This window comes from Isoptericola sp. NPDC019571 (assembly GCF_044389385.1).
GTDB lineage: Bacteria > Actinomycetota > Actinomycetes > Actinomycetales > Cellulomonadaceae > Isoptericola > Isoptericola nanjingensis.
In genome coordinates this window covers 1-22849 of record NZ_JBIRXZ010000012.1, presented here as the reverse complement: position 1 = coordinate 22849, position 22849 = coordinate 1, and the positions used below count along the sequence as shown (strand labels likewise).

Below are 22849 nucleotides of genomic sequence, written 5' to 3'. Positions count from 1 at the left end.
GCGGGGTGGGCGGCACGGAGGAGGCGGAGGACAAGGTCCCTCCCGGGGTGACGGGTCGGCGTTGAGGTTCAGGGACAATGGTGCACCATGAGCGAGCCCGGCAGCCCCACTCCCCCCGCCGACCGGTACGGCACGTCGCCCGGTCGGCAGGACGGCCGCCGCCCGCTCGGTACGGGGGCCAAGGTGGCGATCGGCGCCGCCCTCGCGGCGGCGGTCGGCGTGGCCGCCTGGTTCTCGGTCGAGCAGACCCGCCGGGACCCGGTGACGGTGGAGATGGTGGGCTTCGACGTCCGCGACGCCGAGCAGGTCGACGTCACCTTCCAGGTGCACATGCCGCCCGGCACGACGGCGGTCTGCGACGTGGAGGCGCTCGCGCAGAGCTACGCCCAGGTCGGCACCCTCGAGGTGCCCGTCGGCCCGGTCGAGCAGCAGACCTCCACGTACTCGGTCACCGTGCGCACGTCCGAGGAGGCCACGACCGCGGTCGTCGAGTCCTGCGACGTCCCCGACGCCTCCTGACGCCGCCCCGGGCCCGACGTCCGACCGGGGTCACCCTGTTCGCCCAGGGCAGAGGCCTGGGTTCTGTCGCCTGCCCGGGCTATCCTGAGGGATTCACACGCAGTCCTGCCCCAGCCGACGCGCGTGCCGACGCCCGTCGGTCGCCCGCGCACGGCCGAAACAGGCCATCGAGCACCACGAAAGGAGAGCCCTCGTGACCGAGAGCACTGTCACCTGGCTCACCCAGGAGGCTCACGACCGGCTGCAGGCCGAGCTGGAGCACCTCTCCGGCCCCGCCCGCACCGAGATCGCCGAGCGCATCGCCGCCGCCCGCGACGAGGGCGACCTCAAGGAGAACGGCGGCTACCACGCCGCCCGCGAGGAGCAGGCGAAGAACGAGGCCCGCATCCGCGAGCTCACCGAGAAGCTGCGGCACGTCCAGATCGGCACGCCCGCGGACGACGGCGTGGTGGAGGCCGGCATGGTCGTCACCGCGGTCGTGGCCGGGGACGAGATGACGTTCCTGCTCGGCTCCCGCGAGATCGCCGGCACCACCGACCTCGACGTGTACTCGCCGACGTCGCCGCTCGGCGCCGCGATCGACGGGCACCGCATCGGCGAGAAGGTGGCCTACACCGCGCCGAACGGTCGCGAGATCCCCGTCGAGATCCTCAAGGCCACGCCCTTCGCGGGCTGACCTCCCCCGGGCCCTGCCCGGCACCGACGCATGCCCTGGGCGTGCCCGTCCCGACGGGCACGCCCATCGTCGTCCCGGCGACACACCCCGGCGACTTCACCCCCGCCGGTCTCATCATCCGAGACAGATGGCGATCCACAGAACCGTCGATGATCCGTCGATGGTCGACACGACCTTTCGTTGCGCTGCCAACGATCAGAGCCCCGCCACCACGCCCGGCCGGTCGAGGAATGGTCATGGTCAAGGTGAACTTTCCCCCGCGATGCGTCTATGGTCGATGGCGGTATGGACACGACGGACACCGCAACGACCAACCATTCGACCGACGACAGCTCGACCGACAGCGTGATCGACGACGCCGACGACACCGCGTCGTCCCGCGCCGCGGAGCCCCTCCCGGGCCTCACGGTGCGCCCGCCGACGACGCAGGACGGCGCCGCGATGTGGCGCCTGGCGCGCGACTCGGGCTCGCTCGACCTCAACTCCTCCTACGCCTACCTGCTGCTCGCGGACCACTTCGCCGCGACCTGCCGCCTGGCGTTCCTCCCCGACGACACCGGCACGGAGGGCGAGCCCGTGGGCTTCGTCTCCGCGTACCGGCTGCCCGCCGACCCCGCCACGCTGTTCGTGTGGCAGGTCGCCGTCGACCCGCGGGCCCGCGGCCGGCGCGTCGCGGGGCGGCTGCTGGACGCCGTCGTCGACGCGACGGCGGAGGGCGACGGCCCCGCCGTCACCCGGCTGCACACCACCGTGACCACGGACAACGCGTCCTCGCGGCGCGTGTTCGCGCGGTGGGCCGCCGAGCGCGGCGCGACCCTGCAGGAGACGCCGGGCTACGAGGCAGCGCACTTCCCCGACGGCCACGAGGCCGAGCCGCTGCTGGTGATCGAGGGCATCCGCCCTCCCCGTTGACGTCCGTACCTCTCAGGTCCCAGACCTCGGGCTGCGCCGGTTCGGCGCGCAGGTGACGACGCAGCCCTCTCCACCACAAGACACCGCACCGGCGCGCACCACCTCAAGGAGTGTCCTTCGTGACAACCCCGACCGTCCCCACCACCGAAGCGTCCGCCGCCGACGACCCGCTGGGCTTCACCGCCCTGGAGTCCGAGGTCCGCAGCTACTCGCGTTCCTGGCCCGTCGTGTTCGACCGGGCCTCGGGCGCGACGGTGTACGCGGAGGACGGCACCGAGTACCTCGACTTCTTCGCCGGCGCCGGCACCCTCAACTACGGGCACAACAACCCGCTGCTCAAGCAGGTGCTGCTGGACTACCTCGCCGACGACCGCATGGTGCACACGCTGGACATGTTCACCTCGGCGCGGCGCGAGTTCCTCGAGACGTTCAACGAGGTGATCCTGGAGCCGCGCGGGCTGGACCACAAGGTCGTGTTCCCCGGCCCGGGCGGCGCCAACGCGGTGGAGGCGGCCCTCAAGCTGGCGCGCAAGGTGACGGGCCGCGAGTCGGTCATCAACTTCACCAACGCGTTCCACGGCATGACGCTGGGCGCGCTGTCCGTGACGGGCAACTCCATGAAGCGCGGCGGCGCCGGCGTCCCCCTGGTGCACGCCACCCCGATGCCGTACGACGACTACTTCGACGGCGACGTGCCCGACTTCGTGTACCTGGAGCGCCTGCTCGAGGACAGCGGCTCGGGCCTCAACGCGCCCGCCGCCGTCATCGTCGAGACGGTGCAGGGCGAGGGCGGCATCAACGCCGCGCGCGCCGAGTGGCTGCGCGGCCTGGCCGACCTGTGCAAGCGCCACGACATCCTGCTGATCCTGGACGACATCCAGATGGGCTGCGGCCGCACCGGCAAGTTCTTCTCGTTCGAGGAGGCCGGCATCGTGCCCGACATCATCTGCCTGTCGAAGTCGATCTCCGGCTACGGCCTGCCGATGGCGCTCACCCTCGTGCGCCCCGAGCTGGACATCTGGGAGCCGGGCGAGCACAACGGCACCTTCCGCGGCTTCGCCCCCGCCTTCGCGACGGCCGCCGAGGCGATCCGGACCTACTGGACGGACGACACGCTCGAGACCGCCACGACCGACAAGGGCGCGCTCGTCGAGGCGCACTTCAACTCCCTCGTCGCCCGCTACGGCGACGACGTGCTGGTCGCCAAGGGCCGCGGCCTCGCGCGCGGTCTGCAGACGCCCGACGGCGAGACCGCGGGCCGCATCTGCGACGAGGCGTTCTCCCGCGGGCTGCTCATGGAGACCTCGGGCCCCGACGGCGAGGTCGTCAAGCTGCTGCCGCCGCTGACGATCACCTACGACGAGCTGCAGCGCGGCCTGCGGATCATCAGCGACTCCGTGGCCGCCGTCCTGCCCGCGCCGACGGCCTGACCCGCCCCCGACCCACCGCACCCGAACCACCGGAGGTACCACCCATGCTCGTGCGCACGCTCGACGAGATCACCGACACCGACGCCGACGTCAAGAGCGAGAACTGGCGCTCGAAGCGGATCGTCCTGGCGAAGGAGGGTGTCGGCTTCTCCGTGCACGAGACCACCCTGTACGCCGGCACCGAGAGCTTCTTCTGGTACGCCAACCACATCGAGGCCGTCTTCATCACGTCCGGCGAGGGCGAGATCGAGGACCTCGGCACCGGCGAGGTGCACCAGCTGAAGCCCGGCTCGCTGTACCTGCTCAACGACCACGACAAGCACAAGGTGCGCCCGCGCACCGACATCACGTGCGTGTGCGTGTTCAACCCGCCGGTCACCGGCCGCGAGGTGCACGACGAGAACGGCGTCTACCCGCTCGTCACCGAGCCGGAGGCCGCCGCGGTCTGACCCGCCCGACGCCGAGGTAGTACCGAATCTGCCGAGGTAGTACGAGCCTTCGCGAGGTAGTCACTACCTCGGCAGGTCTCGTACTACCTCGGCAGGTCTCGTACTACCTCGGCGCGAGGGCGGTGAGGCGGGCGCTCAGGAGGCGTCGGTCGCCCTCGCGGTCGACCTGGTCGAGGGCGAGGCGCAGCTCGACGACGGCATCGGCGGGGCGCCCGGCGCGCGTCAGCAGGTCCGCCCGCAGGGCCGGCAGCAGGTGGTAGCCCGCCAGCGCCGGGTCCTGCCCGACGGCGTCGACGGCGGCCAGGGCGGCGTCGACGCCGCGCACCTCGGCCACGGCCACGGCCCGGTTGAGCGCGACGACGGGCGACGGCGCCAGGTCGAGCAGCACGTCGTAGAGGGCGAGCACCTCCGCCCAGTCCGTCTCCGCCGCGGTCGCCGCGCGGCAGTGCAGCGCCGCGATCGCGGCCTGCACCTGGTACGGCCCCGGTCGACGCGCCGCGAGCGCCGTGTCGAGCACCGCCAGCCCCTCGTCGATCTCCTCGCGGCGCCACCGCGTGCGGTCCTGCTCCGCCAGGGTCAGCGCGACGCCGTCTTCCCCCGTGCGCGCGTCGCGGCGCGCATGCTGCAGCAGCAGGAGGGCGAGCAGGCCGCGAGCCTCGGGCTCGTCGGGCAGCAGCCGGGCGGCGAGCCGGGCCAGCCGCACCGCGTCCCCGGCCAGCGCGCGACGCTCGGCGCACCCCTCGACCTCGTCGGCGGGCTCCGCCCAGGCGTCGTAGCCCTCCGTGAACAGCACGTAGAGGACCGCGAGCACCGCGTCCGTGCGCCCGGCGAGCAGCGCCGGCGGCGGCACCCGGAACGCGATGCCGGTGGCACGGATGCGCCGCTTGGTGCGCACCAGCCGCTGCGACATGGTCGCCTCGGGCACGAGGAAGGCGCGTGCGACCTGCCCCGTCGTCATGCCGGTGAGGGAGCGCAGCGTCAGCGCCACCCGGCCGTCGAGCGGCAGGGCCGGGTGGCAGCACGTGAACAGCAGCCGCACCAGGTCGCCGTCCGGGTCGTCGGGCGACCAGCCCCCGTCGTCGAGGCCGCGCTCGACCTCGTCGTGCACGCTGTCGCCGGCCCGTCCCGGCCCGTCGACCCGCTCGCCCCGCCGCACCGCGGTCTCGCTCTTCTCCGCCTCGACGCGGCGGCGACGCAGCACGTCGAGGGCGTGCCGCCGCGCCGTCGTCGTGAGCCACGCGCCCGGCCGGTCGGGGACGCCGTCGCGCGACCAGGTGCGCAGCGCCGCCACGAACGCCTCCTGCGCGGACTCCTCCGCGAGGTCGAGGTCGCCGGTGGCGCGGGCCACCGCGCCGAGGACGCGCCCCCACTCGCTGCGGAAGGCGTCCTCGACGGCGACGGCGGCCGGCGCCGTCACGCCGGTGCGCTCCCGTCGGTCGGCCAGAACGGGTGCACCTCGATCGTGCCGCCGCCCCGGCTGCCCGGGTGCTCGGCGGCGATCGCGAGCGCGGCCTCGAGGTCGGGCGCCTCGACGATGTCGAACCCGCCGATGACGTCCTTCGTCTCGGTGAACGGCCCGTCGGTCACCAGGGTGCGGCCGTCGGCCACCCGCACGCGCCGCACGTCGGCGGCCGGCCGGAGCCGCTCCCCCAGCACGCGCGACCCGTCGGCGTCGTGCCGGCGCACCCAGTCCTCGATGTCGGCGTCCGGCTCGCGGTCGGGCACGTCGGGCTCGATCACCAGCATCAGGTACCGCATCACGCGCCCCCGTCCGTCGCGCCGGAGCCGTCGAGGCCCAGCGGCCAGAACGGCCGCAGCTCGATGGCGCCCCCGTGGGCCATGGGGTGCTCGGACGCGATGGTGATCGCCGTGTCGAGGTCGGGCGCGTCGATCACGTCGAACCCGCCGATCGCCTCCTTGGTCTCCGAGAACGGCCCGTCGGTGACGAGCGCGCGCCCGCCGCGCACCCGCACCCCGACCGCGTCGGCGGGCGGGCGGAGCCGGTCGCCGAGCACGGCGGCGCCGCTGCCGTAGTACTTCTCCACCCACCCCTCGATGGGCGGCGCGCCCGCGGCGTCCTCCGGCCGCAGCTCCGGGTCCTCGGGGGTGGACAGCACCAGCATCAGGTAGCGCACGACGATCTCCTTCGGGTCGGTTCCTCATCCTGCACGGCCCTCGTGGCCGTGTACATGAGCACGACGAACGGGAGACCTCCCGACAGACACCTCGCCGACGACTACTTGATCCCCGTGCTCGCGATCCCCTGCACGAAGGTCTTCTGGAAGACCAGGAACACCACGAGGAGCGGCACGACGGCGACGGTCGCCACGGCCATCACGGCACCCCACGGCGAGGCGAACGCCGGGTTGCTGGTCAGGGTGGACAGCCCGACCGGCACGGTGAGGCGTCGCCGGGGCACCACGAGGGCTCAGTGCGCCAGGACGGGGTCGCGCTCGACGGTGGACGCCGACGACGACGCGGACGACGCCGGCCGCAGCGCGGCGGGCAGCAGCGCGGCGTGGGCCTCGAGGAGCTCGTCCGTCATCGCGCGGGCCTGCTCGAGCGTGCAGTGCGCGGACGTCAGCGGGTCGAGGGCGACGGCGTGGTGCACGTGCTCGACGTCGCCGGTGAGGGCGGCCCGGACGGCGAGCGTCTGGACGTTGACGTTGGTGCGGTTGATCGCCGCGAGCTGCGGCGGGAGCTCCCCGAACGACGTCGGCTGCACGCCGTTCGCGTCCACCAGGCAGGCGACCTCGACGCAGGCGTCGTCGGGCAGGTTCGTGATGACCCGGCCCGCGTTGGGCACGTTGCCGTAGACGACGGCGGGCACCCCCGTGACGACGGCGTTGACGATCGACGCCCCGTACTCGACGGACGGGCTGAGGTCGGCCTTGAGCCGCTCGAGCTGCTCGTCCACGTCGCCCTGCTCGTCGTGGGAGGAGCAGATCTCGTAGTAGTCCCAGCGCTCCGGGAGGTACTCGAGCGTCGTGGCGGGATCCTTGCGGAACCACGGCACGTACTCCGACGCGTGGTGGCTGGACTCCGTCTCGAAGTACCCGAAGTGGTTCATCAGCGTGGTGCGCACCTGCTCGTTGCCGCCCTCGTAGGTGCTGGCGGCGAGCGCGGCGTCCGAGTGGTCGCCGTCGTCGGCGAGCAGGTCGGCCGCCGCCCGGCCGCGGACGTGACGCTCGGCCATGACCCGGCGCAGGCGCGGGTACAGGTCCTCGGCGCCGCGGCGGAACTCGAGGATCCAGGCCTGGTGGTTGATGCCGGCGCACCGGTAGGAGACCTCCTCGTAGGGGACGCCGAGGGTGCGGGCGAGCATGCGCGTCGTGCCCTGCACGCTGTGGCACAGGCCCACCGTGCGCAGCCCGAGGGCGTTGAGGTAGGCGGTGGCCATCGCCATCGGGTTGGCGTAGTTGATGAACTGCGCGTCGGGGCAGACCTCCAGCGCGTCGGCCGCGATGTCCTGGTACGCGCGCACCGAGCGCAGGAAGCGGAACACCCCGCCGGGGCCGACCGTGTCGCCCACGGTCTGGTCGACGCCGTAGCGGCGCGGGATCTCGACGTCGTGCCGGTAGGACTCCACGCCGCCCACCTGGAACGTGATGATGACGAAGTCGGCCCCGTCGAGGGCCGCGCGCCGGTCCGTGGTCTGCTCGACGACGGTGGGCAGCCCGTGGTGGTCCACGAGCTCGCGGGCCGCGCCCGCCACCCGGTCCAGGCGGTCGGCGTCGAGGTCCATGAGGCAGAGCGTGGCGTCGCGCAGGGCGGGGAAGCTGAGCAGGTCACCGATGAGCCGGAACGGGAACACGAAGCCGCCGGCGCCGATGATGGTGATCTTCGGGGAATGAGCCATGCAGCGACGCTAGGCCCGAGGATGGCGGTCGATCCTCCGGATCGGTCGCCCCGCTTTCCGGGATCCTTCGATCGCCCTAGGCTCCCGGCATGACGCTGACGGTCGACGACGTCCGCCTGGAGGAGGCCGCCCTGTGGGTGCGCCGCGGCGCACCCCCGGTGATGGAGCACCCGCACCGGCACGACGACCTCGAGCTCAACCTCGTGCACACGGGTCGCCTGGAGTACCTGTTCGGCGGGTCGACGCTGCGGGTCGAGGCGGGCGAGGTGGCGCTCTTCTGGGGCGGCACGCCGCACCAGCTGGTCGAGCCCGACGCGGTGGAGTCCGCCGTGTCGTGGGTGCACGTGCCGCTCACCGAGGTGCTCGGCTGGGCCCTGCCGGCCGAGCAGATCGCGGTGCTGCTGCGGGCGCGCCCCGTCGTCGTGCCCGCCGCCGCGCTCGCCCGCGACGTCGACGCGCTCTTCGCGACGTGGCACCGCGACGTCCTGGCGGGCGGCGACCACGTCGTCGTCATGCTGGAGGTGCAGGCGTTCGTGCGCCGGACGCTCGCGGCCGCGGAGGCCGCGGGGACACCGGGCCCGGCGGGCGACGCGGCGGGCGCGGCCGGGCCGTCCGGCGCGGCCGCGCGTGCCACCGCGATGGCGCAGTTCGTGGCGGAGCACTACCGCTCCCCCATCTCGCCGTCGGACGTCGCGCGCGCCGTGCACCTCAGCCCCAGCCACGCGATGACGCTGTTCAAGCGGGTGGTGGGCACCACCCTCGGCACCTACATCGCCAGGTGCCGGGTGGCGGAGGCGCAGCGCCTGCTCATCACGACGGGCGCCACCACGGTGGAGGTCGGGCACGCGGCCGGGTTCACGTCGCAGAGCAGCTTCTACGACACCTTCCGCCAGATCTGCGGGTACGCGCCCGGCGACTACCGGCGCGCGCTGCGCTGACCCGGGCGCGGCCGGGGCGGCGCGGGTCGGGTCACGCGACCGCGAACCCCGCGGCGCGCAGGCGCTCGACGACGGCCTCGCAGTGCTCCTGCCCCTTGGTCTCGAGCTGGAGGTTCACGAGCACCTGCGCCACGGTGAGCGAGGTGTCGGTGCGGGTGTGCTCCACCTGCACGATGCTCGCGCCGGCGTGCGCGACGACGTCGAGCAGCTCGGCGAGCGAGCCCGGCTTGTCGTCGATGCACACGCGCAGCTGCAGGTACCGGCCGGCGGCGACGAGGCCGTGCTGCACCACCCGCAGCAGCAGCAGGGGGTCGATGTTGCCGCCCGTGAGGACGGGGACGATCGTGCCCGGCAGCGAGCCGGGCTCGGCGGCCAGCACCGCCGCGACCCCGGCGGCGCCCGACGGCTCCACGATGAGCTTGCCCCGCTCCGCCACGAGCAGCAGGGCGCGCGACATCTCCTCCTCGGAGACGGTGCGCACCTCCACGCCGAGGCGCGCCAGCACCTCGAACGGCACGTCGCCGGGGGTGCCGATGGCGATGCCGTCGGCCATCGTCGCGCCGAGCGTGCGCGGCACCGGTCGCCCGGCCACGAGCGACTGCGGGTACGCGGCGGCCGTCTCGGCCTGCACCCCCACGACCTTGACGTGCGGTGCGGCCTCGGCGAGGACGGTCGCGATGCCCGCGACCAGCCCGCCGCCGCCGAGCGGCACGACGACCGTGCCGACGTCGGGCACCTGCTCGAGGATCTCGAGCGCGACCGTGCCCTGACCGGTGACGACGTCGAGGTGGTCGAACGGGTGGATGAGCGTGCGCCCGGAGCGCGCTGCCTCCGCGCGGGCGGCGACGAGCGCCTCGTCCACGCTCTCGCCGACCTGCCGCACCTCGGCCCCGTAGCCGCGGGTGGCCCGCAGCTTCGGCACCGACGCGTCCACGGGCATGTAGACGATGGCGTGGATGCCGAGCATCTGGGCCGCGAGGGCCACGCCCTGCGCGTGGTTGCCCGCGCTCGCGGCGACGACGCCGCGCGCCTTCTCCTCGTCGGACATCCGGCTCAGGCGCGTGTAGGCGCCGCGGATCTTGAACGACCCGGCGCGCTGCAGGTTCTCGCACTTGAGGACGACGGGCGCGCCCGCCACCTCGGACATCGCGCGGAAGGCCTGCACCGGGGTGCGGGTGATGACGCCGTCCAGGAGGGCCGCGGCGGTGCGGACGTCCTCGAGGGTGACGCGGTCGATCGGGGGGTGTGCTGCCACTTACCTGTTCTCTCCTGCCGGGCCCGCGTCGGGCGGGGCAGGGGCGTCGGTCGTGCTGCCGTCCGAGGTACCGCCCGCCGTCGCCGTGTCCTGCGACGCCCGTCCCGACCAGAGCAGGGTACCGGGCAGCTGGGGTCGCCGGCGCAGCAGCGGCACGTGGTCCTCGGTGCCGAGCTCGGGGAACTTGTCGTGCCCGTGCAGGTACAGCAGGATCGTGTTCAGCACGGCCGCGAGCGGCACCGCGAACAGGGCCCCCACGATCCCCGCGGCGAGGCTGCCCGCCGCGACCACGAGCACCACCGCCACCGGGTGCAGGGACACCGCGTGGCCCATGAGGAACGGCTGCAGGATGTGGCTCTCGGCCTGCTGCACCAGCAGCACGATGCCGAGCATGATGAGGGCCGCGACCCAGCCGTTCGCCACCAGCACGACGGCGGTGGCGATCGCACCGGTGACGATCGCACCGATGATCGGCACGAACGAGCCGACGAAGACGAGGATTCCGATCGGCAGCGCGAGCGCGGGGACGAAGAACGCCGACCCGATCCCGATGCCGACGGCGTCGACGAACGCGACCAGGATCTGGGTGCGCACGTAGGCCGACAGCGTGACGAGTCCCCGACGGCCCGCCTGGTGCACGTTCTCCCGGGCCCGCACGGGCAGCAGGTTGACGAGCCACGTCCAGATGGTGCGGCCGTCGAGCAGGAAGAAGATCGTGCAGAACAGGGCGATGAGCGCGCCGACGAAGACGTGCCCCACGGTGGTCGCGGCGCCCAGCGCGCCCGAGACGAGGCCGGAGCTCTCCACCAGCGAGCTCTGGAGCTGCTGGCCGTACTGGGACAGCTGGTCGGAGTCGAGCTTCAGCGGGCCCTCGGCGAGCCAGGTCGTGAACTGGCGGAAGCCCTCGACGGCCTGGTCGGCGAGATCCTGGAAGCCGCTGACGATGGACGTGCCGGCGAGCGTCACCAGGCCGCCCACCAGCACGATCAGCCCGACGATCGACACGGCCGTCGCCAGGCCCTTGCTGAGGTGCCACCGCTGCAGCGTCCGGCGCACGGGCGCCAGCAGGATCGTCAGCAGCAGGGCGATGGCGACCGGCACGACGATGGTCTTGAGCGCCGCCAGCAGCCACAGGAAGGCGGCGACGGCGGCGGCGATCAGCAGGACGCGCCACGACCAGGAGGCCGCCGCGCGCACGCTCAGCGGGACGCTGTCCGCGCCGGAGGGGGAGGTACGTTCCGAGCTCACGCGGAAACCCTAGGCGGCCCGGGGTCTCGACGCGCGGGGGCCACGCCCGCGCGCCGGCGCGGCGGCCGGCCGTCGACCGGGATCTTCACGGCGCGTCCACAGGTCGGACGCCGACGGGGACCTCCTGGCGGCCCCGTCACCCTGCGGCGGGACGCCGCCGCTGCGGGTGGACGGTCTCGCCGCGCTCCAGCATCGCGACGTACTTCGCCACGTTGCGCTCGCGCGCCTCCGCCGTCTTGAGGGCCCCCAGGCGGTGCAGGATCGCGTACCGGTTCTGCGCCGTGAGGACCTCGAACATCGCCGACGCCGCGGGGCTGGCCGCGATCGCCGCGGCGAGGTCGTCCGGCACCTCGGCGCGCGCGGAGCCGTGGTACGCGGCCTCCCAGCGCCCGTCCGCCTTCGCCGCGTCGATCTCCGCCTGCCCGCGGGGCCGCATCCGGCCCTCGTCGGTCAGGCGGGCCACGATCTCCTGGTTGCGCACCGACCAGCGGCTGCGCGTCCGGCGCGGGCAGAACCGCTGCAGCATCGTGTCGGCGCCCAGGCTCCGCATCTGCGCGTCGATCCACCCGCTGCACAACGCCTCCTCCAGCGCCGACGCGTGCGTGAGCGTCGTCGGCGACGGGCGCCCCTTCTTCGCGAGCACCAGCCACGCGCCGTCGGGAGTGGTGTCCTCGTGCTCGTCGAGCCAGGCCCGCCACGCCGCCGGGTCGGGCAGGAGGAGCTGGTCGGGCAGGTCGGGGCGGTCGTCGGCCATGACGGGACCGTAGCGCCCGGCTCGCCCTCGAGCATGGAACACCCCGGCGGGCGATGTCGTTGCGCACTACGGGACCACCGCGTCCCTCTCAAGGAGGTAACCCGATGAACTCGATCTTCGACCAGCTGCTCGGCCGCTCCGGCAAGACCACCATGGTGGCGCCGGAGGACGCGCTGCCCGGGCGCGAGTCTCCCGTCCTGCCCGCCGCCCGCCCGCACACGGTGCTCGGCACGTCGCTCACGGGCCCGTGGCCCGAGGACACGCGGGTGCTGTACCTGGCGATGGGCTGTTTCTGGGGCGCCGAGGAGATCTACTGGCAGGTGCCCGGCGTGGTGAGCACGGCCGTCGGGTACATGGGCGGCACGACGCCGAACCCGACGTACGAGGAGGTGTGCACGGCGCGCACCGGGCACACCGAGACCACCCTGGTGGCCTACGACCCGGCGAAGGTCTCCGAGGCCGAGCTGCTCAAGATCTTCTGGGAGCGGCACGACCCGACCCAGGGCTTCCGGCAGGGCAACGACGTCGGCACGCAGTATCGCTCGGCGGTCTACTGGACCACGCCGGAGCAGGAGCAGGCGGTGCGCGAGACGGCGGAGCGGTACTCCGAGGTGCTCGCGGCGAAGGGCTACGACCCGATCACCACCGAGCTGCGACCGGCCGTCGAGGCCGGCCCGTTCTACTACGCCGAGGACTACCACCAGGAATACCTCGACAAGAACCCGCACGGCTACCGCTGCCACGCGACGACGGGCGTCCCCTACCCCGACGCCGCCTGACGCACGCACCGCGCACGGCCCGTCCCCGCTCCGGGGGCGGGCCGTGCGCGTGCCAGGCGAAGACGTCGAGCCGCTGGACGGCCGGTGTGGCCGCGGGTGTGGAATGGGGGTATGAGCGAGCAGAGCACCACGCCCGACGTCCCCACCCGTAACGCCGCCGACGGCACCGCGATCCCCGCCGTCGGCTTCGGCACGTACAAGCTCAAGGGCCACGGCGGCGCCGACGCGATCGCCCGCGCCATCGACGCCGGCTACCGGCTGATCGACTCGGCGTTCAGCTACGAGAACGAGGGCACCGTCGGCCGCGCCGTACGGGCCTCCTCGGTGCCGCGCGAGCAGCTGCTGATCACGTCGAAGCTGCCCGGCCGCCGCCAGGCCTACGACGACTCCGTCGCCACCGTCGAGGAGTCGGTGTACCGCAGCGGGCTCGACCACCTCGACCTGTACCTCGTCCACTGGCCCAACCCGCGCATCGGGAAGTACGTCGAGGCGTACCAGGCGCTGGTCGACTGCCGCGAGCGCGGCCTGATCCGGCACGTCGGGGTCTCGAACTTCCTGCCCGAGCACCTCGACGCCGTCATCGAGGCCACCGGCGTGACCCCGGTCGTGAACCAGGTCGAGCTGCACCCGTACTTCCCGCAGGCCACCCAGCGTGCCGCCGACGCCGAGCGCGGCATCGTCACCGAGGCGTGGAGCCCCCTGGGCCGGGCGAGCGACATGCTCGGGGACCCGGTGATCGCGGAGGTCGCGGCGGCCCACGGCGTCTCGCCCGTGCGCGCCATCCTGCGCTGGCACGTGCAGCTCGGCGTCGTGCCCATCCCCAAGGCGTCCAGCCCGGAGCGGCAGGCCGACAACCTCGACCTGTTCTCGTTCGAGCTCACCGACGACGAGATGGCCCGCATCACCGGTCTCGGCCGCCCCGACGGGCGCACCGCCGACCAGGACCCGGCGGTCTACGAGGAGCTCTGAGCCTCCCCCGCGGGGCGGGCCGCGCGCCCGTCCCGCGGGCCGAAGACCCGCAGCGCGTCGGCGTCGCTCGCCGACGACCGCACGTACTCGTCCGCCCACGCCCGCGCGTCCGGGAACCCCGACCCGGCGGCCACGGCCGCCACCGCGGCGTCGACGTCGACGGCCGTGTGCCGCAGCCCGACCTGGCCGTCGCGCAGCAGCGCCCACGACCCGCCCGGCCGGCCGTACGGCATGCCGACGCTGCCCGGGTTCACGACGAGCCGCCGGTCCACGAGCACGAACGGCATGTGCGTGGGTCGCCCAGCGCCCGCAGCCGGTCCAGCACCGCCACGGGCTGCGGCCCGGCGGCGTGGTCGCCCGTGACGACGACGGCGTCCGCCGCCCGCACGTCCGGCTCGGCCAGCACCGCCTCCAGCACCGGCAGCACGCCGTGCACGTCCGAGAGCACCGCGACCGTGCCCAGCTCGCCCGTCCTCGCACTCGTCCCCTCGCCCATGCCGTCACGCTCCCAGGAGGACCGGCCGGACGCACGCGTTTCCACCCACGGCAGCAGGCCGACCCTCGGCACGGCGCCGGCCAGGACCGCGCCGCGACAGCGTCGGGGGCGGGTGCGACGATCGTCGGGTGCTGCTCGTCGAGCTGGTCACCACGCACGCCGCCGTCGCCGCGACGCGCTCGCGGCTGCGCAAGCGGGAGCTGCTCGCCGACGCGCTGCGCGCCGCGGAGCCCGGCGACGAGGTGGAGGTCGTCGCGGCGTTCCTGTCCGGTCGCCCGCGCCAGCGCCGCACCGGCCTGGGGTGGCGCACTCTCGGCAGCCTCCCCGACCCCGCCGGCGAGCCGTCGCTGAGCCCCGCGGACGTCGACGCCGCCCTCGGCCGCCTCGAGCGGCTCGCGGGCGCCGGCTCGCAGGCCGCCCGCCGCGCCGCCGTCGACGAGCTGTTCGCGCGTGCCACCGCCGACGAGCAGGACTTCGTGCGGCGCCTCGTGCTGGGCGAGCTGCGGCAGGGCGCGCTCGACTCGCTGCTGCTCGACGCGATCGCCGCCGCGGCCGAGGTCCCGCTGCCGGTCGTGCGCCGCGCGGCCATGTTCAGCGCCCTGACCGGGCCCATCGCGCGCGCCGCGCTGGACGGCGGCACCCCCGCGCTGGAGTCGTTCCGGCTCGAGCCGGGCCGCCCCGTGCGCCCCATGCTGGCCTCGTCCGCGCCCGACGTCGCCGCCGCCCTGGAGCGGTTCGAGGGCGCCGCCGTCGCCGCCGACACCAAGCTCGACGGCATCCGCGTGCAGGTGCACCGCCGCGGGGACGACGTCGTCGTCTTCACGCGGTCGCTCGACGACGTCACGGAGCGCCTGCCGGAGGTGGTCGCCGTCGCGCGCTCCCTCGACGTGCGCACCGTGGTGCTCGACGGCGAGGCCCTCGCCCTCGACGACGCCGGCCGCCCGCGCCCCTTCCAGGAGACCGCCGCCCGCACGGGCAGCCACGACGCCGAGGCGGGCAGCGCCACCGTGCCGCTCAGCGTGCGGTTCTTCGACGTGCTGCACCACGACGGCACCGACCTCATCGACGCGCCCGCGGCCGAGCGCCTCGAGGTGCTGGACCGCGTGCTCCCACCCGAGGTCGTGGTGCCGCGACTGGTCTCCGCCGACGTCGGGGAGGTCGAACGGTTCTTCGCCGACACCGTCGCCGCCGGTCAGGAGGGGCTGGTGCTCAAGGCCCTGGACGCGCCCTACGCCGCCGGCCGCCGCGGCGCCGGCTGGGTCAAGGTCAAGCCCCGGCACACGCTCGACCTCGTGGTGCTCGCCGTGGAGTGGGGCTCCGGCCGCCGCCAGGGCTGGCTGTCCAACATCCACCTCGGCGCGCGCGATCCCGGCGCCGGCGGCTTCGTCATGCTCGGCAAGACCTCCAAGGATGTTGACCGAAGCGGCTGGGCGATGGTCGGAAAAACCTTCAAGGGGATGACCGACGAGATGCTCGTTTGGCAGACGGACCGCTTCCTCGAACTTGAGACGCACCGCGAGGGCCACGTGGTCCACGTTCGCCCGGAGCAGGTGGTCGAGGTCGCCTTCGACGGCGTGCAGCGGTCGAGCAGGTACGCCGGAGGTGTCGCCCTCCGGTTCGCCCGGGTGGTCCGCTACCGCGACGACAAGCCCACGACCGAGGCCGACACGATCGACACGCTGCGCTCCTATCTCCCTTCCTGAGACGGGACCGCCACGCGAGACCAAGCCGACCGTCAGTCAGACTCGTCGAGCAGCGCAAGCGTCCACCTGCCTCCAGGCCCGGGCCTCTTTGCGATGAATCCCGGGGGCATCGTCGCGAGTGTGGCGATCGAACTGTTCCGCTCGATCGCATGAGCGATATGAGTCGCGATTGACGCGCCTGGCACGTTCGGGTCGTTGCGCCCGTCACCGATCGCCCACGCCCCGTCTGAGAAATGAACCACCTCGCGCGCGGGTTCGACGCCGTCCAAGACCGTCGTCTGCACCACAGCGCCGAGCGATGGAGGAAACCTGTCGTCCTTGAACGGGAACGGCAGGATGCGAAACATCTCGCGACTGGAGTCCACGGGCCGAGCCTGGCACAGATGGTCGCGTTGGTGACTGGAAACCTGCAAGACGAGCCCACCGTGCTCGTGAAGGCGATCGGCACGAATCCGATCTTCGATGAGGACAATCTGATGCGGGTGGCGCCTTACAACCCGAACCTCTGGCCGAGCACAGTCAAAGAGGATCTCTCGACCCTCGTCGACTTCATCAAGGACTCATGGGCGACGAAAGAGACGGAACGCCCGTACCTGGAGATATTGCGACAGCAGCCTCTCGGTGCGCGGCAAGCCGACCGATCGGCCCACGTCGTTCCTGCACTTGTGACCCGGAAGACGTTCAAGGGCATGACCGACCAGATGCTCGCCTGGCAGACCGAGCGGTTCACCGAGCTGGCGACGTCGCCCGCCGACGGGTCATCGTACGTCGTGCAGGTGCGTCCCGAGCAGGTGGTCGAGATCGCCTTCGACGGGGTGCAGCGCTCCACCCGCTACCCCGGCGGCATGGCGCTGCGGTTCGCGCGGGTGGTGCGCTACCGCGACGACAAGTCCGCCGCCGAGGCGGACACGGTGGACACCGTGCGCGCCCTGGCGGCGGCCTCCGGAAGCACAGCCGGCTGAGCCGGGCGCTGTGCGACCGCCCACCGGGCGGGTGGCCGCCTCCCTCAGCGGCTGCCGCGCCGCCGGCCCTTGCGCGGCGTCGACGGCCGCGCGCCCCCGCCGCGCCGTGCCGCGCCGCGCTGGCCGGAGCCACGCCCCTGGGCAGCGCCCCCGCCGCGCTGGCCCTGCGCCCTCGCCGGCTTCGTGACCTCCGCGGTCTTCGCGTCCGACCGCCCGGCCGCGGCACGGCCCCGGGAGCTGTTGGCGGTGCGGCCGCGCACGATGCCGATCATCTCCTCCACCAGCTCGCGCACGTCGTCGGGCAGCCCGTCCACGAGCCACCCCAGGCCCACGGGCGCGCCCGGACCGCCGTCGAGCACCCGGTAGGTGACGTCCTTGCGGTGGTGCAGCCGCGCCAGCGACATGGGCACGACCGTGACCCCGACCCCGGTCGCGACCAGCGCGATCGCGTCGGCCGCCGTCGCGGGCCGCTCGGGCTCCACGAGGCCGCCCGCGCCGTCGTCGTACGCCTCCGGCGCCCGGCCGGGAACGGGCTCTCCCGCCGGGTAGAGGACGTCGTCCGCGGGCAGCCACACGACGTCGTCCGCGACGTCGTCGGCGGCGACGACCTCGTCCTCCGTCGTCGCCGCGAGCAGGTGGTCGCGCGAGACGGCGACCACGGGCAGCTCCGTGTACAGCGGGATGGCGTGCAGGACGTCGCCGTCGACCGGGAGGCGCAGGAGCGCCGCGTCCACCTGCCGCTCGACCAGCGCGGCGGGCGCGTCGGCGGCGTCGACCTGGACCAGGGCGAGCCGGACGCCCGGGAGCCGGTCGCGCCACGTGCGCGCCCAGCGGCCCGGCGTCGCGCCGGGCACGTACCCGAGCCGGAAGGTGGGACGTCCGTCGTCGGCCGCCTCGACGAGGGCGTCCTCGCTCTCGACGGCGTCGTCCGGCTCGTCGTCCACCGTGTCGTCGAGGGCCTCGCCCGGCTGGTCGGTCACGGCACCAGGCTACGTGGGCGTGCCGCGCCGCCCGCCGCGACTACCCTGGTGCCCATGGCCGGAACCCCCTTCTCCCAGCAGGTCCTCAAGCCGACGAACGCGGCGAAGAAGCTCGGGGTGTACCTGCCCGCGACCCCGCCCGAGTTCCAGGAGCACGGCATCACGCGCGCCGAGCTCGAGCAGCTCGAGACGAATCCGCCGCAGTGGCTCGAGGAGCTGCGCCGCCTCGGGCCCCACCCGCGTCCCGTCGTCGCCGGCCGGCTCGGCATCTCCATCGCCGGCCTCGCGCGCGGCGGCGTCACCGAGCCGCTGACCACCGAGCAGATCGACGAGCTGCGCCAGGACCCGCCCCAGTGGCTGGTCGACGAGCGCGCGACGGCGGCCAAGGTGCGCGAGGAGGAGGACCGCGTCGCGGCCGAGGCCGCGCGCAAGGCGGAGAAGTCCGCCCGCCGGTCCCGCTGAGCGCCACTCCCGATCAGTTCGGCAGCGGATCGATCTCTTCGGCAGCCGAACGTGCCGAGGAGATCGATGAGTTGCCGAACAGATCGGCTCAAACCCGCGGCTGCACCCGGTCCGTGTGCCCGAGCGAGAGGTCCGGCGCGACGGCGTCGCGGATCGCCGTCTTGAGCGGCGGGATCTCCGGGAACCCGCCCTCGGCGGCGCGGTCCCACAGCAGCACGGCGTCCCGGCCGTCGCCCGGGTCGAGCTCCACCCGGAAGACGCCGCCCGTCCCCGGGACCAGCGCGACCTCGGAGAGCCGCGTGCGGAACGTCTGCAGCAGCTCCTGCGCCACCCACGCCGCGCGCATCAGCCACCGGCACTGCGTGCAGTAGGTGATCGACACGCGCGCGGTCGACGTCGGCTCCGGCGCGGAGGGGGCTTCGCTCATGGCGCCAGGGTAGAGCGCCGGGCAGGGCGTGGTCGGGCGGTTCCGCCCGCGTCGGGGAGACTGGTCGGGTGCACCTCGTCCCCGAGCCCGACTCCCCCGCCCCCGACTCCTCCGCCGGCGGCGAACCCGCCACGCGGCTGTCCGCCGTCCTCGACGCCCTGACCCCGTGGCCCGACGACGGCTCGCGCGCCGACGGGCCCGTCGCCGTGGATGCCACGGACCGGCTGCTGCTCGACGAGGCCGCTCCCCTCCTGGCCGACGCCGGTCCGGACGACGTCGTCGTCATCGGCGACCGGTTCGGCGCGCTCACGCTGGGCGCGCTGACGCTCGGACCGTCCCGGGTGCGGTCCTTCACCGACGCGGTGACCGCCGAGGCAGCGCTCGACCACCACCTCTCCGCAGACCTCGCTGACCTCGTTCGGGGTGGGCGACGCGAGGTGCACCTCGTCCGCGCGGACCTGTACACCGAGACGTCGCACCTGCTCGCCGGCGCTCGGCTCGTGCTGCTCCAGCTCCCGCCGTCCCTCGCCGAGCTCACGGAGATCGCCGAGGCGGTCGCCAGGTACGCCGCGGACGACGTCGTCGTGCTGGCCGGCGGGCGGGTCAAGCACATGACGCGCTCGATGAACGAGGTGCTGGCCGCGTCGTTCACCGACGTGCGCGCCACTCTCGCTCGTCAGAAGTCGCGGGCGCTGGTCGCGACCGGGGTCCGGCCGGAGGCGCGCGACGCCGCCCCCGCCTTCCCCGCCCGCGCCGTGCTGCGCGACCGGGAGCTGCTGGCGGCCGCGGCACCGTCGGGCTGGACGTCGCCGGCGGACGTCACCGTCGCCGCGCACGGCGGGGTGTTCGCGGGCACGACGCTCGACCTCGGCACCCGCTTCCTGCTCACGACGGCGGAGAAGTGGCCGGGAGCAGACCGCGTGCACGACGCCGTCGACCTGGGCAGCGGCAGCGGCCTGCTCGCCACGGTCCTCGCGCTGCGATACCCGGACGCCCGCGTGGTGGGGACGGACCGCTCGGCCGCGGCCGTCGCGTCGACCCGGGCGACGGCGGAGGCGAACGGCGTCGGCGGGCGCGTCGTCGCGCTGCGCGGGGACGCGGGCGAGGACCTGGAGCCCGCGAGCGCCGACCTGATCCTGCTCAACCCGCCGTTCCACGACCGCACGGCCGTGCGCACCGACGCCGCCCACCGCATGTTCCGCGCGGCCGGGCGGGCGCTGCGCCAGGGCGGCGAGCTGTGGTGCGTCTTCAACACGGCGCTGCACTACCGGGAGGCGCTGACCCGCGCCGCCGGGCCCACCGTGCACGTCGCGCAGAACCCGAAGTTCACGGTCACGCGGTCCCGCCGCCGCTGACCCGCACGCGAGGTCGTCCGGAAGCTGCCGAGGCAGTGCAGAAGCTGCCGAGGTCGTACGAGACGCGGCTCGTACGACCTCGGCAGCTTCCGCACTACCTCGCGACCGAAAGTGGTCAGCGCACGCCGACGACGTCGACGACGAAGACGAGCGTCGCGCCGCCGGGGATGCCGGCCTGCGGCACGCCGCGCTGGCCGTAGCCGTGCTCGGACGGGATGGACAGCAGCACGCGGTCGCCCACGTTGCGGCCGACCAGGCCCTTGTCCCAGCCGCCGATGACGGCGCCGACGCCGATCGGGAAGTCGATGGTCTGACCCCGGTCGTAGGAGTTGTCGAACACGCCGCCGCCCCAGGTCTGGCCCAGGTAGTTCACGACGATGGTGCGGCCGGCGTCGACCACCGGGCCGGTGCCCTCCTCGAGCACCTGCACCTGCAGGCCGGCGGGGGCGTCGCCCTCGGGGAACGTGATCTGGGGCTTGTCGCCGAAGCCGCCGGTGGCGGTGGGGAGCGTGGTCACAGGGGTACCTCGTCTTCGTCGTCGTGCAGAGTCGGGGTGCAGACGCCAGGCGATGCCCGGCGGGGCTGCGCCGTCCAGCCTACGCGGCAGACGGCACCGGGCACCCGGCGACGTCGCGCAGCGCCGCGAGCGCGGCCAGCACCGGCGGGGTGTCGGAGACGGCGTCCTGCACCAGGGCGTAGATGGACCGCACCGGCACGGGCCGCACCACGGGCACGGCCACCGTCCCGGCCGCGGGGCGCGCGGAGCCGAGCGCGGGCAGCACGGTGATGCCGATGCCGGCGGCGACGAACGCGAGGGCGGTCGGGTAGTCGTGGGCCTCCACCGCGAACGCCGGGCTGAACCCGGCGGCGCGGCACGCCTCGAGCAGGTTGCGGCGGCACCAGCCGCGCGCGAAGTCGTTGTCGATCCACCGGTCGCCGACCAGCTCCGCGAGCTCGATCTCGTCCCGCCCGGCCAGCGGGTGGTCCTGGCGGACGACGACGACGTACGGGTCGTCGAGCAGGTGGTGGGCGGTCGTGCCGGCGGCAGGCCGGAAATCGGGCTGCGCGACGGCGAGCTGCAGGTCGGCGCGCTTCGACGGGTCGGTGGGGATCTCCTCGGTGAGCTCGAGGTCGAGCCGCACGCCGGGGAACCCGGTGCTGAGCGCGCTGACGACGGCCGGCAGCCACGCCGCCCCGACGGAGGCGAAGTAGGCGACGGACAGGCTGCCCGAGCGCCCGGAGCGCAGGTCGGCGACGAACGTCTCCACCTCCCCGAGGCGGGCGAGCAGCCCGTCGGCCTGCGCGGCGAGCGCCTGGCCCGCCGCGGTGGGGCGCACGCCGCGGCCGTGCCGGGCGAGCAGCTGCAGCCCGGTCTCGCGCTGGAGCGCGGCGACGTGCTGGCTCACGGCGGACGGCGTGTACCCGAGGTTGGCGGCCGCCGCGGCGACCGAGCCGCTGGCGACGACGGAGCGGAAGACGCGGAGCCGGTGGACGTCGAGCATGCTCGCGACGATACAGCGACACTGAAGCATTCGGTAGATATATGAACTGGTGCTCACGGGATACGTCGGCGACGATCGTTCCCATGGCCGAGACCACCGCGCGCACCGCGCCGCCCGCACCGAGCGCCACGCCGGGGAACACCGCCGGCCGCGCCGGCGCCCTCACCGCGGCCGCCATGGCCGTCACCGTCGTGCTGTGGGCCTCGGCGTTCGTCGGCGTGCGCGCCGTCGGGCACGACCTCGACGCCGGGGCGCTCACCCTCGGCCGCGTCGCCGTCGGCTCCGTGGCGCTGACCGTGATCCTGCTCGTCGCCCGCGTCCGCCGCCGCACCCCCGTGCGCCTCCCGCGCGGCCGGGTGCTGCTGCTCGTGCTCGCCTGGGGCGTGGCCTGGTTCGGCGCGTACAACCTCACCCTCAACGCCGCGGAGCAGCACCTCGACGCCGGCACCACCGCGCTGCTGGTCAACATCGCGCCGATGCTCGTCGCCGTCCTCGCCGGCGTCCTGCTGCGCGAGGGCTTCCCACGCCGCCTGCTCGCGGGCATCGCCGTGGCGTTCACGGGCGTCGTCGTCATCGCCGTCGCGACGACGACGGGCCGGTTCGACGGCGCCGGCGTGGCGCTCGGCCTCGCCTCCGCCGTGCTGTACGCCGGTGCCGCCACGCTGCAGAAGCGCCTGCTCCCCCACGCCGACGCGCTCACCATGACCTGGCTCGGCTGCCTCGCCGGCACCGTCGCGGCGCTGCCGTTCCTGCCTGCGCTGATCTCGCAGGGGTCCGTCGCGCCGTCGTCGTCCCTGCTCGGCGTCGTCTACCTGGGGGTGTTCCCGACCGCGATCGCGTTCACCACCTGGGGGTACGCCCTGGCCCGTGTCAGCGCCGGTCGTGCGGCGGCGTCGACGTACGCCGTCCCGCCGCTCGTCGTGCTGATGTCCTGGGCCCTGCTCGACGAGGTGCCTGCTGCCGTCGTCCTGCTCGGCGGCGTGCTGGCCCTGGCCGGCGTCGCCGTCGCGACCCTCCCCCGCCGACCTGCCAGGACCAGGATCACGAATCCATGAGCGTGGCCCTGACTACTCGGCGGACGGCGGGTTCAAGCGGTCGTCGCAACACCTGATCTGGTGAGGGGTGTTGGGATGGGTGACGGGACGAAGGTCGTGCGGAGTGTGGAGCGCGCGTT

At 74.0% G+C, this 22849-nt stretch carries 27 protein-coding genes and 1 pseudogene; 13 read left to right on the top strand and 15 right to left on the bottom strand.

The features are described from left to right. The first annotated feature begins 87 nt into the window (after positions 1-87). The 5 genes from ACH443_RS18555 to ACH443_RS18535 all read left to right on the top strand — a co-directional run bounded on the left by ACH443_RS18555 (position 88) and on the right by ACH443_RS18535 (position 3986). Positions 88-519 (top strand): DUF4307 domain-containing protein, encoded by a 432-nt coding sequence (locus tag ACH443_RS18555; protein WP_429764558.1) that lies wholly within the window; start codon positions 88-90, stop codon positions 517-519. 193 nt (positions 520-712) lie between these two features. After that, positions 713-1195 (top strand): transcription elongation factor GreA, encoded by a 483-nt coding sequence (gene greA / locus ACH443_RS18550; protein WP_429764557.1) that lies wholly within the window; start codon positions 713-715, stop codon positions 1193-1195. Positions 1196-1480: 285 nt separating this feature from the next. After that, positions 1481-2107 carry a diaminobutyrate acetyltransferase gene (gene ectA, locus ACH443_RS18545; protein WP_430591140.1) on the top strand — a complete coding sequence of 209 codons (627 nt, stop codon included), beginning with the start codon at positions 1481-1483 and terminating at the stop codon, positions 2105-2107. A 119-nt stretch (positions 2108-2226) separates the two neighbouring features. Then, the gene (gene ectB, locus ACH443_RS18540) at positions 2227-3537 is read left to right on the top strand and encodes a diaminobutyrate--2-oxoglutarate transaminase (protein WP_429764555.1); all 1311 of its coding nucleotides are present in this window, start codon (positions 2227-2229) and stop codon (positions 3535-3537) included. A 44-nt stretch (positions 3538-3581) separates the two neighbouring features. Beyond that, a complete protein-coding gene (locus ACH443_RS18535) occupies positions 3582-3986 on the top strand; it encodes an ectoine synthase (RefSeq protein WP_429764554.1) in 405 nt (134 codons plus the stop codon). Between the two features lie 103 nt (positions 3987-4089). Here ACH443_RS18535 and ACH443_RS18530 read toward each other — a convergent pair whose 3' ends face one another. The 5 genes from ACH443_RS18530 to melA all read right to left on the bottom strand — a co-directional run bounded on the left by ACH443_RS18530 (position 4090) and on the right by melA (position 7845). Beyond that, the gene (locus ACH443_RS18530) at positions 4090-5403 is read right to left on the bottom strand and encodes an RNA polymerase sigma factor (RefSeq protein ID WP_430591139.1); all 1314 of its coding nucleotides are present in this window, start codon (positions 5401-5403) and stop codon (positions 4090-4092) included. Then, the gene (locus ACH443_RS18525) at positions 5400-5744 is read right to left on the bottom strand and encodes a YciI family protein (protein WP_430591195.1); all 345 of its coding nucleotides are present in this window, start codon (positions 5742-5744) and stop codon (positions 5400-5402) included. The genes ACH443_RS18530 and ACH443_RS18525 overlap by 4 nt, the downstream gene beginning before the upstream one ends. Then, positions 5744-6121: a YciI family protein gene (locus tag ACH443_RS18520; protein ID WP_429764551.1), complete on the bottom strand. Its 378-nt coding sequence runs from the start codon at positions 6119-6121 to the stop codon at positions 5744-5746. Before ACH443_RS18520 ends, ACH443_RS18525 begins: the two co-directional genes overlap by 1 nt. 101 nt (positions 6122-6222) lie before the next feature. Next, complete coding sequence (locus ACH443_RS18515; RefSeq protein ID WP_430591138.1) at positions 6223-6405, bottom strand: hypothetical protein; 183 nt, start codon at positions 6403-6405, stop codon at positions 6223-6225. Positions 6406-6414: 9 nt separating this feature from the next. After that, entirely contained in the window at positions 6415-7845 is a 1431-nt protein-coding gene (gene melA / locus ACH443_RS18510; protein ID WP_430591137.1) for an alpha-galactosidase, read from the bottom strand. A gap of 89 nt (positions 7846-7934) precedes the next feature. Here melA and ACH443_RS18505 point away from each other — a divergent pair, with 89 nt between their 5' ends. Beyond that, positions 7935-8783 carry a helix-turn-helix domain-containing protein gene (locus tag ACH443_RS18505; RefSeq protein ID WP_430591136.1) on the top strand — a complete coding sequence of 283 codons (849 nt, stop codon included), beginning with the start codon at positions 7935-7937 and terminating at the stop codon, positions 8781-8783. 31 nt (positions 8784-8814) lie between these two features. On the opposite strand, the gene ilvA is transcribed toward ACH443_RS18505, so the two are convergent. From ilvA to ACH443_RS18490, 3 genes are all read right to left on the bottom strand, one after another. Then, positions 8815-10038 carry a threonine ammonia-lyase gene (gene ilvA / locus ACH443_RS18500; RefSeq protein ID WP_430591135.1) on the bottom strand — a complete coding sequence of 408 codons (1224 nt, stop codon included), beginning with the start codon at positions 10036-10038 and terminating at the stop codon, positions 8815-8817. Next, positions 10039-11286 (bottom strand): AI-2E family transporter, encoded by a 1248-nt coding sequence (locus ACH443_RS18495; protein ID WP_430556913.1) that lies wholly within the window; start codon positions 11284-11286, stop codon positions 10039-10041. A gap of 136 nt (positions 11287-11422) precedes the next feature. After that, positions 11423-12040, bottom strand: a complete 618-nt coding sequence (locus ACH443_RS18490; RefSeq protein ID WP_429764545.1) for a YdeI/OmpD-associated family protein — start codon at positions 12038-12040, stop codon at positions 11423-11425. Between the two features lie 104 nt (positions 12041-12144). Here ACH443_RS18490 and msrA point away from each other — a divergent pair, with 104 nt between their 5' ends. Both msrA and ACH443_RS18480 read left to right on the top strand, forming a co-directional pair. Further along, positions 12145-12819: a peptide-methionine (S)-S-oxide reductase MsrA gene (msrA, locus tag ACH443_RS18485; RefSeq protein WP_430591134.1), complete on the top strand. Its 675-nt coding sequence runs from the start codon at positions 12145-12147 to the stop codon at positions 12817-12819. 111 nt (positions 12820-12930) lie between these two features. Then, the gene (locus ACH443_RS18480) at positions 12931-13788 is read left to right on the top strand and encodes an aldo/keto reductase (RefSeq protein WP_430591133.1); all 858 of its coding nucleotides are present in this window, start codon (positions 12931-12933) and stop codon (positions 13786-13788) included. Here ACH443_RS18480 and ACH443_RS18475 read toward each other — a convergent pair. Continuing rightward, entirely contained in the window at positions 13773-14075 is a 303-nt protein-coding gene (locus tag ACH443_RS18475) for a hypothetical protein (RefSeq protein WP_430591132.1), read from the bottom strand. The genes ACH443_RS18480 and ACH443_RS18475 overlap by 16 nt on opposite strands. Then, entirely contained in the window at positions 14039-14284 is a 246-nt protein-coding gene (locus tag ACH443_RS18470) for a metallophosphoesterase family protein (protein ID WP_430591131.1), read from the bottom strand. The genes ACH443_RS18475 and ACH443_RS18470 overlap by 37 nt, the downstream gene beginning before the upstream one ends. A gap of 128 nt (positions 14285-14412) precedes the next feature. Here ACH443_RS18470 and ACH443_RS18465 point away from each other — a divergent pair, with 128 nt between their 5' ends. Continuing rightward, complete coding sequence (locus ACH443_RS18465) at positions 14413-15987, top strand: ATP-dependent DNA ligase (RefSeq protein WP_430591130.1); 1575 nt, start codon at positions 14413-14415, stop codon at positions 15985-15987. A 32-nt stretch (positions 15988-16019) separates the two neighbouring features. On the opposite strand, the gene ACH443_RS18460 is transcribed toward ACH443_RS18465, so the two are convergent. Continuing rightward, positions 16020-16352, bottom strand: coding sequence for a hypothetical protein (locus tag ACH443_RS18460; protein ID WP_430591129.1), 333 nt, complete (start codon positions 16350-16352; stop codon positions 16020-16022). 309 nt (positions 16353-16661) lie between these two features. On the opposite strand from ACH443_RS18460, the pseudogene ACH443_RS18455 reads away from it, so the two are divergent. Further along, positions 16662-16949 (top strand): annotated as a pseudogene (locus ACH443_RS18455) (ATP-dependent DNA ligase); the annotation flags it as partial. 44 nt (positions 16950-16993) lie between these two features. Here the strand turns inward: ACH443_RS18455 and ACH443_RS18450 are convergent. Next, a complete protein-coding gene (locus ACH443_RS18450; protein WP_430591128.1) occupies positions 16994-17929 on the bottom strand; it encodes a LysR substrate-binding domain-containing protein in 936 nt (311 codons plus the stop codon). A gap of 54 nt (positions 17930-17983) precedes the next feature. Between ACH443_RS18450 and ACH443_RS18445 the strand changes: the two genes are divergently transcribed. Next, complete coding sequence (locus ACH443_RS18445; protein ID WP_429764538.1) at positions 17984-18391, top strand: DUF5997 family protein; 408 nt, start codon at positions 17984-17986, stop codon at positions 18389-18391. Between the two features lie 88 nt (positions 18392-18479). Here the strand turns inward: ACH443_RS18445 and ACH443_RS18440 are convergent, their stop codons facing one another. After that, positions 18480-18818, bottom strand: a complete 339-nt coding sequence (locus ACH443_RS18440; protein ID WP_430591127.1) for a SelT/SelW/SelH family protein — start codon at positions 18816-18818, stop codon at positions 18480-18482. 137 nt (positions 18819-18955) lie between these two features. Between ACH443_RS18440 and ACH443_RS18435 the strand changes: the two genes are divergently transcribed. Next, on the top strand, positions 18956-20173 hold the full coding sequence (locus tag ACH443_RS18435; RefSeq protein ID WP_430591194.1) for a class I SAM-dependent methyltransferase: 1218 nt from the start codon (positions 18956-18958) through the stop codon (positions 20171-20173). Positions 20174-20288: 115 nt separating this feature from the next. Here the strand turns inward: ACH443_RS18435 and ACH443_RS18430 are convergent, their stop codons facing one another. Continuing rightward, on the bottom strand, positions 20289-20690 hold the full coding sequence (locus ACH443_RS18430) for an FKBP-type peptidyl-prolyl cis-trans isomerase (RefSeq protein ID WP_429733276.1): 402 nt from the start codon (positions 20688-20690) through the stop codon (positions 20289-20291). Between the two features lie 79 nt (positions 20691-20769). Beyond that, entirely contained in the window at positions 20770-21675 is a 906-nt protein-coding gene (locus ACH443_RS18425) for a LysR family transcriptional regulator (protein WP_430591126.1), read from the bottom strand. 83 nt (positions 21676-21758) lie between these two features. Between ACH443_RS18425 and ACH443_RS18420 the strand changes: the two genes are divergently transcribed. Then, positions 21759-22730 carry a DMT family transporter gene (locus tag ACH443_RS18420; RefSeq protein WP_430591125.1) on the top strand — a complete coding sequence of 324 codons (972 nt, stop codon included), beginning with the start codon at positions 21759-21761 and terminating at the stop codon, positions 22728-22730. Positions 22731-22849 lie beyond the last annotated feature (119 nt).